18 protein-coding genes and 1 pseudogene are annotated in these 14,467 nt (G+C 60.0%); 1 reads left to right on the forward strand and 18 read right to left on the reverse strand.

All coding sequences use genetic code 11. The features are described from left to right. Positions 1-22: 22 nt before the first annotated feature. The 17 genes from VPH41_RS12155 to VPH41_RS12235 all read right to left on the reverse strand — a co-directional run bounded on the left by VPH41_RS12155 (position 23) and on the right by VPH41_RS12235 (position 13,070). Positions 23-796 carry a FliM/FliN family flagellar motor C-terminal domain-containing protein gene (locus VPH41_RS12155; protein WP_328570206.1) on the reverse strand — a complete coding sequence of 258 codons (774 nt, stop codon included), beginning with the start codon at positions 794-796 and terminating at the stop codon, positions 23-25. After that, entirely contained in the window at positions 796-1,986 is a 1,191-nt protein-coding gene (locus VPH41_RS12160) for a flagellar hook protein FlgE (protein ID WP_328570207.1), read from the reverse strand. Before VPH41_RS12160 ends, VPH41_RS12155 begins: the two co-directional genes overlap by 1 nt. Before the next feature lie 11 nt (positions 1,987-1,997). Beyond that, the gene (locus VPH41_RS12165; protein WP_328570208.1) at positions 1,998-2,402 is read right to left on the reverse strand and encodes a flagellar hook capping FlgD N-terminal domain-containing protein; all 405 of its coding nucleotides are present in this window, start codon (positions 2,400-2,402) and stop codon (positions 1,998-2,000) included. Continuing rightward, on the reverse strand, positions 2,402-3,226 hold the full coding sequence (locus tag VPH41_RS12170) for a hypothetical protein (protein ID WP_328570209.1): 825 nt from the start codon (positions 3,224-3,226) through the stop codon (positions 2,402-2,404). Before VPH41_RS12170 ends, VPH41_RS12165 begins: the two co-directional genes overlap by 1 nt. Next, complete coding sequence (locus tag VPH41_RS12175; RefSeq protein WP_328570210.1) at positions 3,210-3,686, reverse strand: hypothetical protein; 477 nt, start codon at positions 3,684-3,686, stop codon at positions 3,210-3,212. The genes VPH41_RS12170 and VPH41_RS12175 overlap by 17 nt, the downstream gene beginning before the upstream one ends. Continuing rightward, positions 3,686-5,005, reverse strand: a complete 1,320-nt coding sequence (locus VPH41_RS12180) for a FliI/YscN family ATPase (protein ID WP_328570211.1) — start codon at positions 5,003-5,005, stop codon at positions 3,686-3,688. The genes VPH41_RS12175 and VPH41_RS12180 overlap by 1 nt, the downstream gene beginning before the upstream one ends. Continuing rightward, positions 5,002-5,757 (reverse strand): FliH/SctL family protein, encoded by a 756-nt coding sequence (locus VPH41_RS12185; protein ID WP_328570212.1) that lies wholly within the window; start codon positions 5,755-5,757, stop codon positions 5,002-5,004. Before VPH41_RS12185 ends, VPH41_RS12180 begins: the two co-directional genes overlap by 4 nt. Next, positions 5,745-6,263, reverse strand: a complete 519-nt coding sequence (locus tag VPH41_RS12190) for a hypothetical protein (protein WP_328570213.1) — start codon at positions 6,261-6,263, stop codon at positions 5,745-5,747. The genes VPH41_RS12185 and VPH41_RS12190 overlap by 13 nt, the downstream gene beginning before the upstream one ends. Next, positions 6,260-7,708 carry a flagellar basal-body MS-ring/collar protein FliF gene (fliF, locus tag VPH41_RS12195; RefSeq protein ID WP_328570214.1) on the reverse strand — a complete coding sequence of 483 codons (1,449 nt, stop codon included), beginning with the start codon at positions 7,706-7,708 and terminating at the stop codon, positions 6,260-6,262. Before fliF ends, VPH41_RS12190 begins: the two co-directional genes overlap by 4 nt. 10 nt (positions 7,709-7,718) lie before the next feature. After that, positions 7,719-8,012 (reverse strand): flagellar hook-basal body complex protein FliE, encoded by a 294-nt coding sequence (gene fliE / locus VPH41_RS12200; protein WP_328570215.1) that lies wholly within the window; start codon positions 8,010-8,012, stop codon positions 7,719-7,721. Next, complete coding sequence (gene flgC / locus VPH41_RS12205) at positions 8,012-8,446, reverse strand: flagellar basal body rod protein FlgC (protein WP_328570216.1); 435 nt, start codon at positions 8,444-8,446, stop codon at positions 8,012-8,014. The genes fliE and flgC overlap by 1 nt, the downstream gene beginning before the upstream one ends. Next, positions 8,446-8,820, reverse strand: a complete 375-nt coding sequence (locus VPH41_RS12210) for a flagellar basal body rod protein FlgB (protein ID WP_328570217.1) — start codon at positions 8,818-8,820, stop codon at positions 8,446-8,448. The genes flgC and VPH41_RS12210 overlap by 1 nt, the downstream gene beginning before the upstream one ends. A 69-nt stretch (positions 8,821-8,889) precedes the next feature. Next, positions 8,890-10,008, reverse strand: coding sequence for a flagellar basal body P-ring protein FlgI (locus tag VPH41_RS12215; protein ID WP_328570218.1), 1,119 nt, complete (start codon positions 10,006-10,008; stop codon positions 8,890-8,892). Between the two features lie 2 nt (positions 10,009-10,010). Continuing rightward, the gene (locus VPH41_RS12220) at positions 10,011-10,583 is read right to left on the reverse strand and encodes a flagellar basal body L-ring protein FlgH (RefSeq protein ID WP_328570219.1); all 573 of its coding nucleotides are present in this window, start codon (positions 10,581-10,583) and stop codon (positions 10,011-10,013) included. A gap of 3 nt (positions 10,584-10,586) precedes the next feature. Further along, positions 10,587-11,567, reverse strand: coding sequence for a flagellar basal body P-ring formation chaperone FlgA (flgA, locus tag VPH41_RS12225; RefSeq protein WP_328570220.1), 981 nt, complete (start codon positions 11,565-11,567; stop codon positions 10,587-10,589). 3 nt (positions 11,568-11,570) lie between these two features. Then, positions 11,571-12,350, reverse strand: coding sequence for a flagellar basal-body rod protein FlgG (gene flgG / locus VPH41_RS12230; protein ID WP_328570221.1), 780 nt, complete (start codon positions 12,348-12,350; stop codon positions 11,571-11,573). Positions 12,351-12,356: 6 nt separating this feature from the next. Beyond that, the gene (locus tag VPH41_RS12235; protein ID WP_328570222.1) at positions 12,357-13,070 is read right to left on the reverse strand and encodes a flagellar hook-basal body protein; all 714 of its coding nucleotides are present in this window, start codon (positions 13,068-13,070) and stop codon (positions 12,357-12,359) included. A 304-nt stretch (positions 13,071-13,374) separates the two neighbouring features. Here VPH41_RS12235 and VPH41_RS12240 point away from each other — a divergent pair. After that, a pseudogene (locus VPH41_RS12240) lies at positions 13,375-13,563 on the forward strand (IS5/IS1182 family transposase); the annotation flags it as partial. A gap of 317 nt (positions 13,564-13,880) precedes the next feature. Here the strand turns inward: VPH41_RS12240 and VPH41_RS12245 are convergent. Further along, positions 13,881-14,465 carry a suppressor of fused domain protein gene (locus tag VPH41_RS12245; RefSeq protein WP_328570223.1) on the reverse strand — a complete coding sequence of 195 codons (585 nt, stop codon included), beginning with the start codon at positions 14,463-14,465 and terminating at the stop codon, positions 13,881-13,883. Positions 14,466-14,467 lie beyond the last annotated feature (2 nt).

Below are 14,467 nucleotides of genomic sequence, written 5' to 3' on the forward strand. Positions count from 1 at the left end.
CCATGCTCAATCATGCACATTGTTAATCACGCCGAACAACTTCAAGCGCTACTTTTTGGTCTGCGAGACCGAGGTATGCATCGAACAATGCGTCCCCTCCCGGCCCCATGACCGTCAGCGGCCGGTCCGCCAGCGTATCGAGCCGGATCACGTCGCCGACCCCAATCAACATCAAGCTGCCAAGCCCTACCTCGGCACGGCCGATTTCCAGCGGCAAACTCAGAGGGATGTTACGCAAGGCGTGCTGGTAGTTCACGGCGGCAAGCGGCGCCAGGCGTCCTGCAGCGTGTCCCATCTGCTGTGCGATGCGCGATACGGCCGCCTGGCTAACAATCACGTGCATGCTTTGCTTGCCAAGACCCAGCCTTAACGCCACCACACCGGCTCCGCGCAACCAGGATGCTGCTGGCGGTGCCAGTGGCATACCGCCCTGCGCGATGCCACTCAACGACTCCAACAGGGCCAGACTTGCCGCATCGGCGGCTTCGTCCGCCATCCCGGCTTGCGACGCTTGCAAAGGCTCGGCCACACCCAGTGGAAACATTGCGTGACGTAGCTGCAGGTTCCACCCCGGTGTACAGGCGCACCACCAGGTCTCGTCGCCGCGGCTGCGCACGGCGCCCCACGCGGCGTCTGGGCAGACAGCTTGCGCTTCCCAGCCGCGCCTGCAATCAAAGTCCATGCTGGACGCTGGTATGCCCCACGCAATGCACCAGGCTTCGAACGCACGATGCAACGACCCAGCCACTGCCTCCAGCACAGTATCGGATACCAGCAAATACGGCTGTGCCTGCATCAACGGCGTCCTTTCATGTCAAACAACTCCTGGATCATGTCATTTGCCGTACTGATCACGTGTGACGAGGCCTGGTAGCCGCGCTGCATCAGGATCAAATTGCTGAACTCCTCGGCAAGATCGACGTTGGAACCTTCACGGTGGCCCGAGGCGAGCTTCCCATACGCATCGACGCCGGCATAGCCGTACTGGACCGGGAGCTGCGCCGCTGCGGCAAAGGCACCACCGCCTACCTGTACCAGATCACCCATGGCATGGAAATTGGCCAGCGCCAGGCGCGGTCCCTTTGCCGTCTGATTATTGGAGTAGCGGATCGATAAGGTGCCATCGGCGCCGATTGCCTGTTCCGTCATGCTGCCAGCCAGGTAGCCGTCCTGGGATATCAGGCTCAAACTGCTGGGAGTGGGAAAGGAGTTGACGTTGCTGGTGAAGTCAAGCTTGACGTCGAAGGCCGGTACGGTGGCCGAACTATAGGCAAAGGTCACCACGTCGAATCCCGGCAGCAGGAAGCCGGAATTGAATTTCAACTCGCCTGTGCCGACTGCCGTTCCTGTCGCGACATCGTTGACGGTGACCTTGAAATTTCCGCCGCCCCCATCCTTGAAAATCAGATTGACGGTATGGCTGGCTCCGGCAGCATCAATGATGTTCAATCCTGTCATCGTCGCATCGATGGCGGGCGTGGCAACAGTGCTGGTCAGATTGCCGCTGATTTTGATCGTGCTCGTTGCCTTGGGTGGATTGCGCGCCAGTGTCCCAAGCTGAACGTCACCGAGCTTGCCGCTACTGTCCAGGGCCTGGACATGGTCGCCACTGGCATTGACCAGGATATCCTGGGCATTGAACTGAAAATCGCCGGCACGGGTATACAGCAATTGATCATCGCGGCGGATAACAAACATGCCATTTCCATCAATCATGACATCAAGTGGATTGCCCGTGCCCTGATCAATCCCGCTCTTGAAGTTGATTTGTGTCCCCAAGGTATTCAAGCCAACGCCGCGCGAACCGGCGCCACCGCGGCCATTGGCATGCGCGGCGTTGCTGCCCTTGTCGAACAAGTCGGAGAACTCTGGCTGCGACTTTTTAAAGCCTGGTGTATTGACATTGGCCAGGTTATTCCCCACGACGCGCAAACCCTGCGAATAACCCAACAGGCCGGAAGTACCGATCAACAGCGTATCAAGCATGATGTTTTCCTTTAACGGACATTCGTAAGTTGAGACAACGCCACCTTGTCCTGGAAGGCCCCGGAAGAGGTCTGCAGGGTCAGCAGCGGCTGGCCGGAGGCGAAATCGAGTGCCGTCACCTTGCCGGTGACCACACCGCCGCCCTGATTAATATCCACCGTCTTGCCCAGCAGGCCCACCGACTGCAGCGATGACTGCACCGATAGCAATTCATCAATCTTGGCGTTGAGCTGGCGGCTTTGTTCCAGTGAGGCGAATTGCGCAATCTGCGCCACGAACTCCTGGTTATCGACGGGCTTGAGCGGATCCTGGCTATTCAGCTGCGCGGTCAAGATTTTCAGAAAATCCTGGATTGCGATATTGCTGGACTGGGCCGGCTGGTTCGCGCTTGCCGCAGAAATAGGGTTGACGGCCATCAGAGTGCATCCTTTGTCTTGAGTGGGATTCCGGCGCTGCCGGGAAACATTGGTTCGGCTATAAAGCAGTCGGTAGCGACACAGGCTTTCTGCTTGAGGGGTATCTCTTTTCCATTCACAGTCAGCGCCGTGATCCGCGTGCCAGCGCCATGCAACTCCAGCAGCATGGTTTGCGCCACCAGACGTTCCTGCACTGCACTCAGGGAAGCGTCGCGTATCCATGCCCGCACGCCGTCGCTTTCACGCAGCAGATGCAGTTGCCGCAAGGCGTAATCTTGCCTGTCTTCCTGCGTCAATTGCGTTGCCGGCAAATTGGCCGATTCCGTCTCCGGCATTGGCCCCGAACCCAGGCTTGCAGCGGCACCAGCGCTCAGGCTGGAAGGCAGCGTCAACGGCCGCGCCGGTATCACATTAGCACTATCGTTTTCGCCAGACGCCGTGGACATCATGACCCGGCCCGGCGCATCGCCCGCAACCGCCCCGGGACCAGCGGCGAGAGGCAGCACACCATCAGCTGCGCCATATAGGGCATAGGCGCCTGGCAGTGCGCCTGGCACGGCAGGCGCTGGCTGCAAGTTTCCATTGAGAGCTCCTGCAGCAGCGCTCAAAGGCAGCGGTGCGCCAGCCTGCTTCGGCTGCGGCTCTGGCGGGTGCCCACGCTCCCCTGCATCAACAGCCGCACGCTGAGTATTTTTCTTCACGCCCTGCTCAAGCAAGGCTGTTTCCAGTTCAAATAGCCAACGTTCCTGCTGCCCCTGCGGTTGTGCAAATGGATTGCCAGGTGATGGCGCATGGCCATCGAGCGGGTTAAGATTCACTGTCATATGCTATCCCCGTCTGTCGCGACATTCCCCATTGATCATCGGCGGCCTTGAAATCAAGGCTGATCCGGTCTTGCAGGAATCGCAGCTGCATCTTTTCCCGATGCTCCTGCACCGCATCGAGCGCCCGCTGCGCCTGGTGCAGACGATCAGTCAATGCGTCGCGCCGCTGCGTCAGGCCGTCGAGCGCTTCTTGCGCCTGCCTTGCCTGCGATCCGCAATCATCGATATAACGCGCCAGCATGACAAACCTGTCCACCGATAGCGGTGCCCCGGCTCCTCCGAGACCGCCCCATTCCTGCATCGAGACCTGTTGACGCTGTAACAGCGCCGACACTGCGCTCTCTTGCGCAAGCCATGCCGCGTTCAACTCGCCCAGCTCCGAGCGCAGGCGGTCGAGTTCCCATTGGCGCGTCAGCAGCATGGGCTGCAAGGCATACTGGAAGCGGCGATTGCTGCCCATTAGGTACCGTTTCCGGCTGCGAGTGCCGCCCGCAAGCGCGCCAAGGCCTCGGCGCGTGTCGTCGACTCCTGTACCGGCTGGCGCAGCACCTGAATAATCGCCGGATGCAAGGCGATGGCACGGTCGATCGCCGCGTTGCTGCCGCTGCGGTAAGCCCCCATATCGACCATCTGCCGGTTGCGCTGGTAAGTGGACAGCACTTCCACCACGGCCAGCATCAGGTCCTGATCGTCGCGCCCCACCAGCTCCGAAGCCAGGCGGCTGGTGCTTTGCAAGACATCGATCGATGGAAAATGTCCTTCGTGTGCGAGTTCGCGCGATAGCATGATATGGCCGTCCAGCGTGGCCCGCACGATGTCTGAAATAGGCTCGTTGAAATCGTCGCCTTCCACCAGCACCGTGTACAGGGCGGTGATGGCGCCACCGGAATCGGTCGTGCCGCAGCGCTCGCACAGAGCCGGAATGTCGGAAAAGACCGATGGCGTATAGCCGCGCGCGGTGGGCGGCTCGCCCGCAGCAAGACCGATCTCACGTCGCGCCATGGCAAAACGCGTGATCGAGTCCATCATCAGCAGCACCTGCCGGCCTTCCTCCCGAAAGTGCTCGGCGATGGCGGTTGCGGCGTACGCGGCGCGGGTACGTACCAGCGCCGGCTGGTCCGACGTCGCCACCACCACGACACTGCGCTCCAGCCCCTTGGGGCCCAGCTGCTTTTCCACGAATTCACGGACCTCGCGTCCACGTTCACCGATCAGCGCAATCACATTCACATCCGCCTGGACGTCGCGCGCCAGCATGCCCAGCAAGGTGCTCTTGCCAACGCCGCTGCCAGCAAAAATGCCCATGCGCTGGCCCCGTCCCAGTGGCAACATGGTATCGATGGCACGTACTCCCGTGTGCATCAGATCCTTGATGCGCGGCCGGCTGAGCGGATTGATCGGGGCGGCATGCAGGCTGCGCGTTTTTTGCAATGCCAGTGGCGCCCCGCCGTCGATCGGTACGCCAAAGGCATCAATGACGCGGCCCAGCAAGCCGGCTCCCACCGGAATGCCGGGTGCCTGGCGCACGGCTTCCACGCGGCTGCCGGCGGCAATGCCACGCAAGTCGCCGTAAGGCATCAGGATGACACGTCCGGGACGCATGCCGACCACTTCGGCGAGCAGCTTGCCCGGCGCCTGGCCCAGGCTCACTTCGCACACTTCACCGATGCTGACATCGGGTCCCTGCGCTTCGATGCTTTGGCCCGAAATGCTCAGCACGTGCCCTGAGCGGCAAGTCAACTCGGCATGATGCGCGGCGTCCAGGTAAGCCTGCATCATGCTGTACCACCGCTCCTCACAGCCAGCAAAGCCTCGCCCAAACGGGACAGCTGGGTTTCCAGGCGAGCGTCGAGCGTGCCTTTATCGCTGTCGACCATACAGCCGCCAAGCGCCACCGCGCTATCGGCCTGCAAGCGGATGCGCGCGTCGAGCGACAGCTCCTCCGTCTGCAGCGTAGCCAGGTCTTGCGGATGCATACGTATGCGCAATTGTTTGGCAGCATGTTCATCGCGCGCAATGGCCCGCACCATGTCCAGCAGCGTCTCCCGGCTTGCCGCCGTGGCGCCGACCATGCGGCATACTGCGGCATAGGCGATTTCCACCAGCATGTCTTCAGCTTGCCCGAGTGCAAGAGTTCGCGACGTCTCCACTGCATCGGCCAGTGATGCCAACAACTCGATCTTGCGCGCAGCCAGATCCAGCGCCTCACGCTCGCCCTTTTCTTTCCCTAGCGCCAGACCCCGGCGTTCAGCATCGGCCAGCAGCGCAGCCGCCTCGTCATCTAACTTCTTTTTGTCGAGCAATAATTGTGCTTTTTGTTCGGTCACTTGCTTGACCGCAGCATCAAATGCCTGGCGTTCTTCCGCAGACACTGGCGCAGGCACCGGTGCCTGCGTGACAGGCGTGGACAGAACACTTTTCGCAATCTGCGCAGCGACTGGCACCACCGGTATCGCTTCGACACGATTTACCGCGCCGCGCAACTGCCGTGGCACGGACGACACGATGGCTGCGCGGATTATCGGGTCCATGCTGTCACTTTGCGTAGCAGGGCAGCCAGGGGCGACGCTGGCCGCGTTTGCCGAGGCGGACAAACCGCGCCGTCGACACGCGCGAGCACCGCGTCAAACACGCAACGCCGGCGCGCCGGTGCGTCTGGCATCGGAGACGGCCGTGCTGCGCGGATGCGTTCGCGTTGCGCCACTGTAAACAGGTCGAGCATCGCCGGCGCCCAGGGCCAATCCTGCATCGCCAGAAACTGCGCCGTCATGGAGGCCGGTTCATGCTGGAAAATGGCATACATGGTCTCGGGCGTAGCGGCGATGATACGGTCAAGCGACGTTAACGCCGGCGCAACAGTGGCTGGGGCCGACAGTACCTCGCCCGCATCCGCGCCGTCGAACCCCAGTTCCTTCAGTTCGCGCAAATAGCCGCTCAAAGTGGCGCGATCGGCGGGCGGCAGTTCGGCCAGGATCAGCCGACGGTCTGCGGCAGCGACCGCATGCAGCGCAATGGCCGCCTGGCGATATCCGCTCACTTGCGCTCTCCATACAAGGTACCGCCAGCAGGCGTGGCGATCCACTGCCTGACGTCGTTAAGCAACTGCTGGCGGGCGGCAGGATCCAGCCGCTTTTCAGCACGACGCCGGCTGCGGCGCTTGACGAAGAAATATAGTGCGCATGCCAGGCACAGCACAGCCAATATGGCCAGCAGCACGGCCACTATCGGCCACTGTGGCGCTGCGGCCGCAGTCACCGGTGCCGCTTGCAGCGGCACATCTGTGGCAGGCGCAGCCACTGCTGGCGCGCGTTCGGCGGCCAGGGCAAATTTATCCATCGAATACACCACCACAGCATCGCCACGCTGACTATTGAAGCCGATGGCCAGCGCGACCACTTCTTTCAGATGCTCCAGCTGGGCATCGTTCAATGGCTGCTTCACCAGCACCGCCACGGTCATGCGCTTGACGGTGCCGCTAGCTGGCACCAGCTGTTCGACACGCCGTCCGACCTGATAATCGGCCTCGCTGCTGGTGCCGCCGGTACCCTGCCCTTTCTGTTCCGCGGTCGCCAACGCGCTATTGGCTTCGCGGCTGGTCTGGCGGTCGCGCACCATCACGCCGGCAGGCTGGACGTCGGCTGCCAGACCTTTGGCCGGCAAGACCTCCTCCGTCGTGATCTTGCTCTGGTCGAGGTTGAGCACCACGTCAACGCTGGCCACCGTTTCACCGGCGCCGAATGTACGGTCCAGTACCTGGGTCACTTTCTTGACCAGGTATTCTTCCGTACTGCGCTTGGAATCGAGCTGCGAAGCGCCTTGTTCACCCCCGTCCGCCTGGGCGATGCGCGTCAGCGCCACGCCATGCTGGTTCAGCACGGTGACATCATCGCTGACAATATCGGGCACGGATGCCGCAACCAGCCGCTGGATGCCGGCCACTTGCGCGGCGCCAAGCACACGGCCATTCTTCATGGTCAGCGTCACCGAAGCCTTCGGCTTGGTGACGGCCTTCTTGAACAGCCCCTGTTCCGGCAGTGCCAGGTGCACGCGTGCGGCCTGGATTTCTTCGATGGAGAGTATGGTGCGCGTCAATTCACCCTGGATCGCACGCAGATAATTCACCTTCTGCACAAACTCGGTCATGCCAAAGTCGGCATTATTGAATACTTCAAAACCTACCGCGCCATGCAATGGCATTTCCTTGCCCATCAGCTTGAGCCGGGTTTTATAGACGAGGTCTTTCGGCACCAGGATGGTATTGCCGCCATCGGTCAGCTGGTATGGCGTTTTCATGCGATCGAGCTCGGCGGTCATCGCCGCCGCATCGGCCGGCGCCACGTCGGAAAACAGCACCTGATAATCGGCGCGGTATGCCCAGAACCCCAGGCTGATCACCAGGCCCGCGATCAGGACGATGCCGGCAATGATGCCGATGCGCGCCTGCATTGCCAGGCGCTGCCATGCTTGTACTAGTGATGTCACCGTCTTGCTCCTATACCTGCATCCGCATTACTTCTTGATACGCATCGAGCAAACGATTTCTCACCTGCGCCAACAACTGGAACGACAACTTGGCCTCTTCGAGATGGATCATCACCTCGTGCAGGCTCTGGGTTTCCCCCGCCGCCAGCTTTTTCACGTCCGTGTCGGCCAGCTCCAGGCTGGTGTTGACGGACTTCAGCTCAGCGGCAAACCACTGGCCGAAACCTGCGGCGGGAGCTTGCACGCTGACAGGCGCCACTCCGGGCTGGACCAGCGCGGCAGCCGCAACCGATTCGATCACCATCACTGGCCTCCGATTTCAAGGGTGCGGGCAGCCATGGTCTTGGCTGCGTTCATGGCCGCCACATTGGCCTCATACGCGCGCAACGCCGTATTCAGGTTCACCATTTCAGCCGTATGGTTGACGCCCGGATACGCCACGAAACCCTTGGTATCGGCATAGGGATGGCCCGGTTCGTACACCATGCGCGGCTGCACCGCTTGCGGTTCGACCGACGCCACCTGCACGCCGCCCTGCCCGGCCGCATACAATGCGCCAAACTGCTGGCCAAATCCCATTGGCGCCTGTTGCGCCAGCACCTGCATGGGCCGGTACAGCTGCGCCGCCGACGGTGCCGCATTGTGCATGTTGGCGATGTTGGCTGCCGTCACGTCGAGCCGCAGTTTTTCAACCCGCATGCCACTGGCGCTGATCTGGAATGCCGCGTTATAGTCCATCAGCGTTTACCCTCATTGATCGCACTGCCCAGCAGCGCAAAGTGTTTGTTCAGTGCCTTCAGCAAGGCTTGCTGATGCAAGGTGTTCTCCGATAGCGCCGCCACCTCCATGTCGAGCGCCACCGGTTCGCCATTGCCCGCCAGTTCGTACGCCGGCCGGAAATCTCCGAGGCTGGCCAGCGAGGGTGGCACGCCGCCCGTGCCGGTGTTACGGGTCAACTCAGCCAATCGGCCTTCAAAACTGACGGCCAGGCGCTGGTATCCGGGCGTATTCGCGTTGGCGATATTTTGTGCGATCGCCTGCTGGCGCATGCCTGCAGCGTCCAATGCCAGACTCAATAAACCAGTCGTGCTGCTATCGATAAGGGATACCATGGAACCACGCTCCTGCTTCAATATTCATGACTACCGCCAGGGCCATCGACTGGCGCCGGCGCCCGCTTGTTATTGCACCACCAGCTCCGCATGCAGTGCGCCGGCAGCTTTGACGGCGCGCAGGATCGAAATCATGTCGCGCGTATTCGTCTTCAGGCGCGCCAGCGACTGCACCAGGTCGGCCACCGTATTGCTGGTCGCCGCCACATAACCCGTTTCACCACGCTCTTCCACATCGACCCGGCTGTTGGCGACACGCAGGCTGCGCACGCCGTCGCCGACGCGGCTGACCAGCAATGGCTGGGATACCGAATTGTCGGTAAGGATGGTCACCTTCAACTCACCGTGCGACACCACCACCTTGGAAATACGCACGTCGCCGCCCGATACCACGGTGCCCGTCCGCTCGTTGATCACGACCCTGGCGCGACGATCCGGCTCGACCGTGACGTTTTCCAATGCTGTCAGGAAATCGGTGACGCGGCTGCGCCGCGCTTCCGGTATGCGCACCTCGATGCCTGCTGCATCCTGCGCCACCGCCAGACCCGTGCCCAGTGCGCTGTTGATGGCACTGGCAACCCGGGTGGCAGTCGTATAGTCCGGCTCGGCCAGGACAAAAGTGACGCTTTGGCCTGCGTGAGTGACATCTGCCGGCACACCGACCTCGACGACGGCGCCGCCAGGCACCGACGCGACGGTCGGGTGGTTTTTCTGTACGACGTTGCCGTTCATGTCGTACTTGTAGCCGCCGACCGAGACGGGACCTTGCGCCAGTGCATAAATACGGCCATCCGGTCCCTTCAACGGCGCCAGCATCAGCGCACCGCCGACCAGGCTGCGCGCGTCGCCGATCGAGGTGATCGTCACGTCGAGCGTCTCGCCTGCGCGGGCGAATGGCGACAGCGTGGCAGTGACCATGACCGCGGCGACGTTGCGGCTTTGCACATCGTCGGCCACGATACTCATGTCAAAGCGCGACAACATATTGGCGATCGACTGGCGCGTCGCCTTGTTGCGGCTGGAGTCCCCCGTGCCGGCCAGGCCGGTCACGATGCCATAACCGGTCAGCGCATTGTCGCGCCAGCCCGCCATCTTGCCGAGGTCCTTGATGCGGATCACCTCTGCCTGGCTCCAGCCGCTGCACAGCAACGCCGCCAGCAAGCCAGCACGCAATAGATGTTTGATCATGGTTACAGTCCGAAGAAGGTCAGGAAGCGTTGCCACCAGGCAGGGCGCTGAGAGTCAGCCAGGTCGCCCTGGCCGGCGTAGCTGATCTTCGCGTCGGCGATGCGGGTCGACAAGACCACGTTCGCATCCGACACATCCTGCGGACGAATACGGCCCTCCACCTTGATCGTCTGCTGCTCGTTATTTACATTCAGTATTTGTTCACCTGCGACGATCAAGTCGCCGCCAGCCAGCACTTCGCGCACGCTGACCGTAATTTGCGCCAGCACCCGTCCTTCGCGCGCCGTGCGGCCACGGCCATCCATCTGATTATTCGCATTGATGCCGACGGCATATCCGCGGCCAGGGCGCTGGATGTCGAGACCCACGCCGGCATCGCGCCCGGCGCTGGTATTGGCAGTGCTGGTGGCGCTGGCATTTTCATACACCATCACGGTAATCAGGTCGCCAGCCCGGCGCGGCCGCAAATCCGAGGTCAGCGACTGGTAGCTGCCAGGCTGATACAGGCTGTCCGCGTGCGCGCACGCCATGCCTGCCAGCATCGCCAAGTAGCCTACAATTTTCAAGTAACGCATTGCCTACCTTCCATCGATTCGCACCTGGCCCGGCGCAATGACTTTTGCACTGACCGCCTCGCTACTCTGCTGCAATTTGACTGGCACCATTTGTCCAAGCTGCCCATCGGCTTGCGCCACTGCTACTGTTTCCAGCAAAATTCCATGATTCCTGACCTCTACCGCCACCCTGTCGCCGCGCATGACCATGCCGGGAGGCGCTACTTGCCGCACTGTCAATACCTGCCCCTGTGCCAGCGCGCCCCGCAAACGCGGCGTGCCAGCCAGCGCCTCCGGCTTTATCGCCGCATCCGCCAGGCCAGCCACATCGCGCACGCCCAGCACCACGTCCTGCGCCGTCACCGTGTCGCCCTCGGCCAGCGCGCGGCGCGCTACATAGACCTCTTGCCGCGCCACGACCGCCAAGGTCACCACCACCGAGCGGTACAAGGCACCATCGACGAATACATCGACCCACACGGGCAGCCGTGCCCGCAAGGACTGGCGCTCGATGGCACGCGCCCGGTATTCCACCTGGCCTGATGGCAAGGCCAGCTCCGCCAGCGGCGTCGCCAGACTCAGTTCCAGCGTCTCATAGTGGGGACCGAACACTGCCGACACGTGCCGGACCGCTTCGGCCAGCGGCAAGGCCGGGTCCAGCGCGCGGCTTTCCCGGCGTATCGTCACGCTGCGCGCCCCCTGCCACTCGATGCGCTGCCCCAATGGAAACTGCTGCCCACGCAAAGCCACTTCCAGTTCGGCGCGGCTGCGCCGGTCGACATGTCCAGCCAGAGGTGCGCTGCCTACCGGCAGCGCGGCAATTGCCTGTGTCAGCCGCGCGTCACCGGCATCGACCTTGGCAAGATCCGACAACGCCATGCGCGGGCTGCTCAGCAAGACCTCGTCGCGCAACTCAATTTTTACCGTCGAAGCTTGCGCTGCCATACTCAGCAAGGCAAGCGGCACGCAGAGCAGCCAGCGATGCATGCAACGTGCGGCCGCCATACCTTATTTCCGCAGGTTATTGCTCATGCCCAGCATTTCATCGGAAGCCTGAATCACTTTCACGCTGCTTTCGTACGCGCGTTGCGCCACCATCAGGTCGACCATTTCCTCGATCAGCTTGACATTCGACGACTCGACAAAGCCTTGCGCCAAAGTGCCCAGCCCATCGTCACCCGGCTTGCCGTAGATCGCGTCGCCGGAACGTGCCGACGGTTTGTACAAGTTGCCGCCCAGCGACAGCAGGCCGGTCGTGTCGGAAAACCGTGCCAGCTCGATGCGCCCCGCCTCGCTTGCCTCGCCTTTGTCGCGGCTCACCATCACACGGCCATCGGTAGTCAAGGTGACTTCCCTCGCATCGTTGCCCACATGGATCGCCGGCTTGAAAACGTGTCCATCGGCGGTGGCCAGAAAACCGTCCTTGTCGACCGACAAGGTCCCGCCACGGCTATACGCAGGCGTGCCATCGACGTCGACCACCTCGAAAAAACCTTCGCCCTTGATGGCGACATCCATGGCCGAGTCAGTCTTCTTCAAGTCGCCGGCAGTAAATACCTGGGACAGCGAAAAAATACCGACGCCGCGTCCTTGCCACAGGTTCTGCCCAGCCTGCACATCATCGCCGCGCACCGCACGCGACACCTCGCGGCTGACCATGTCTTCAAAACTGACGCGCCCCTTCTTAAAACCGGGCGTATTTACATTCGCCAGGTTATTGGCGATGGTGTCGACACTTTTTTGCTGCATGTGCATGCCGGTGGCGGCGATATAGAGCGAATCGTTCATGCTGCGTTAAAACTCCCCAAGCTTGCGTATCGTTTTTTCCAGCACATCGTCATAACCCTGCATGATTTTTTGCAGCGCTTCGAAATGACGCACGGTTTCCGTCAGGCGCACCATCTCCTGGGCGGAATTGACATTCGATGCTTCCTGAAATCCAGCGCGCACCTTGCTGCTCATTTCGCGTTCCGCCAGATGCGCATTTCCCTGCACATACAATCCACCACCGACGGGCACCAGCGCTTCCGGATTGGCGAAATGCACGAGTTTCAAACGCCCGGCAATACGCTCTCCTTGGCGCACATCGCCATTCGCATCGATCTTAAAAGGATCGGGAGTAAGGATAATGTCGCCAGTGGCGCCGACCAGCGACCAATCGTGCGCGCCCACCAGGCGGCCATTCACATCGACGCGCAATGCGCCCTGCCGCGTGTATTGCGGGCCGGAACGGCTTTCGACCTCAAAAAAGGCAGTCCCGTCTATCGCAACATCCTGCGCATTCGCGGTGTAGCGCAAGGAACCGGCGGAGGGGTCGATCGTCAGGGAAGGCGGAAGAATAGATGGAGATGCAGCACCTTGTTCCAAGGCACCCTGCATATGCGCGGCAAACGCGGGACCGACCACCACCTGTTTTTTATAAGCAGGCGTGAGTACATTCGCCACATTCTGGCTGATCGTTTCCAGTCGCTGCAAGTCGTATTGCATGCCGTTGCCGGCGATAGCCATCAAGTCCATACGTACGCAATCAGTACCTGCGTACAGATGCACGAAGGAAATTTAAGTAGACTGAAAGAATATCATACCTAGCAACAAAAATGTTGTCGTGACCTACAACTTCATATACTTAAATATTTGAAGCATTTTTTTAAAAAACAAAATACAATGTCTTTTTATTAATTTCAATATATAACTTCAAAAAAAGTAGATCTCTACAAGCCTGCGAGGGAAACACCAATCAATTCATCGCCCCACTCCCTGCTGCAAGCTGACATGAGGACAATAACGGTACCGCGACAACCCACGATCGATCATGCAAAAGAGCTTCTCCGACCTCGAATACGTCGCCAAGAAGAAACTGACACGGCGCGACAGCTTCCTCACCGAGATCGACGACGTGACACCTTTGGGCAAGCTGCACAAATTCATCGAGCCGTTCTATCCGAAAGGCGAAGGCTCCGGTCGGCCACCGATTGGCCTTACTAGCCCAGCGCAGCTGTTCTGGATTGCCCGCATTGATCCCCTGGATCTGGATCTTGCTCTGTTTGGCCTCATCCAACCAGACATAGCTGTACATGGCATCCACGCCGGTATTCTTGACGCTCTCGGCACACTGAAAGGTATGTGTCATCACACCCCAGGTCTACGAAACGCGGTCATACACGCGTTTTCGCCCCTTACCGGTTTCATGTGCAGTGGCAGATACTAACCAATGCTGAGATCGTGTACGAATGGCAGACCTGACCCCGCCCCTCGCCCCACCTCTGATCAACAACGCGACAGAACCTTAGGTCCTGGCATATTTTCGTGTCGGACATCTTAAACCACTGATGCGCGATTCAAATCAAAAATATCGATGTCCTTTTCTGAAAATAACTTTTCCAATGACTCAGAGCCAAACTCTGCGGCAAATTTCGTTTCAGATTTTGAAATAGGAATGGCGAGTAACCATGCGACAGTTTTTCCGTGCAGAGATAAGGGTTGAAACTTATCTCCCCATAAAAATGGATTTGTAAAATATATATCACTCATCGTTTTCGATAAATTGTGCATTTCCACAACTCCGGGAAATATTATTCCAGGAGCACAAAACCATTTTGAGTTAATAATAAAAAAGGAAGATGTAGCCAAAATATGTGCGAAATCTTTCCTATTAGAATCGCAGGCGCCGATTAACTCGGTTCGCGCCTCAAACTCGTTCCCCTTGAAAAAGAGAGGATGGTCTGATAAACCAACTGTCGCGAACGATGTTAGTCCAACTCCAGGTGAGTCTTTTGCTTCCAATACGTAGATATTAGCGTTTTCCGCTTCATCTAAAAACTGCAAAATAGGCGGCTTTTCTCGCGAAAAATATTTCGCAGTAATGCCTGCCATTTCTTTTTGATAGTCAGTTATCGCTCTCATAA

Origin of the sequence: Janthinobacterium sp. P210006 (assembly GCF_036231885.1) — a bacterium.
In the GTDB taxonomy this organism is placed as follows: domain Bacteria; phylum Pseudomonadota; class Gammaproteobacteria; order Burkholderiales; family Burkholderiaceae_D; genus Janthinobacterium; species Janthinobacterium violaceinigrum.

Coding starts and splice junctions, on each gene's coding strand:
- VPH41_RS12155 (WP_328570206.1), bottom strand. CDS start 796: ATGCAGGCACAGCCGTATTTGCTGGTATCCGATACTGTGCTGGAGGCA.
- VPH41_RS12160 (WP_328570207.1), bottom strand. CDS start 1,986: ATGCTTGATACGCTGTTGATCGGTACTTCCGGCCTGTTGGGTTATTCG.
- VPH41_RS12165 (WP_328570208.1), bottom strand. CDS start 2,402: ATGGCCGTCAACCCTATTTCTGCGGCAAGCGCGAACCAGCCGGCCCAG.
- VPH41_RS12170 (WP_328570209.1), bottom strand. CDS start 3,226: ATGACAGTGAATCTTAACCCGCTCGATGGCCATGCGCCATCACCTGGC.
- VPH41_RS12175 (WP_328570210.1), bottom strand. CDS start 3,686: ATGGGCAGCAATCGCCGCTTCCAGTATGCCTTGCAGCCCATGCTGCTG.
- VPH41_RS12180 (WP_328570211.1), bottom strand. CDS start 5,005: ATGATGCAGGCTTACCTGGACGCCGCGCATCATGCCGAGTTGACTTGC.
- VPH41_RS12185 (WP_328570212.1), bottom strand. CDS start 5,757: ATGGACCCGATAATCCGCGCAGCCATCGTGTCGTCCGTGCCACGGCAG.
- fliE (WP_328570215.1), bottom strand. CDS start 8,012: ATGGTGATCGAATCGGTTGCGGCTGCCGCGCTGGTCCAGCCCGGAGTG.
- flgC (WP_328570216.1), bottom strand. CDS start 8,446: ATGGACTATAACGCGGCATTCCAGATCAGCGCCAGTGGCATGCGGGTT.
- VPH41_RS12210 (WP_328570217.1), bottom strand. CDS start 8,820: ATGGTATCCCTTATCGATAGCAGCACGACTGGTTTATTGAGTCTGGCA.
- VPH41_RS12215 (WP_328570218.1), bottom strand. CDS start 10,008: ATGATCAAACATCTATTGCGTGCTGGCTTGCTGGCGGCGTTGCTGTGC.
- VPH41_RS12220 (WP_328570219.1), bottom strand. CDS start 10,583: ATGCGTTACTTGAAAATTGTAGGCTACTTGGCGATGCTGGCAGGCATG.
- flgA (WP_328570220.1), bottom strand. CDS start 11,567: ATGGCGGCCGCACGTTGCATGCATCGCTGGCTGCTCTGCGTGCCGCTT.
- flgG (WP_328570221.1), bottom strand. CDS start 12,350: ATGAACGATTCGCTCTATATCGCCGCCACCGGCATGCACATGCAGCAA.
- VPH41_RS12235 (WP_328570222.1), bottom strand. CDS start 13,070: ATGGCTATCGCCGGCAACGGCATGCAATACGACTTGCAGCGACTGGAA.
- VPH41_RS12245 (WP_328570223.1), bottom strand. CDS start 14,465: ATGAGAGCGATAACTGACTATCAAAAAGAAATGGCAGGCATTACTGCG.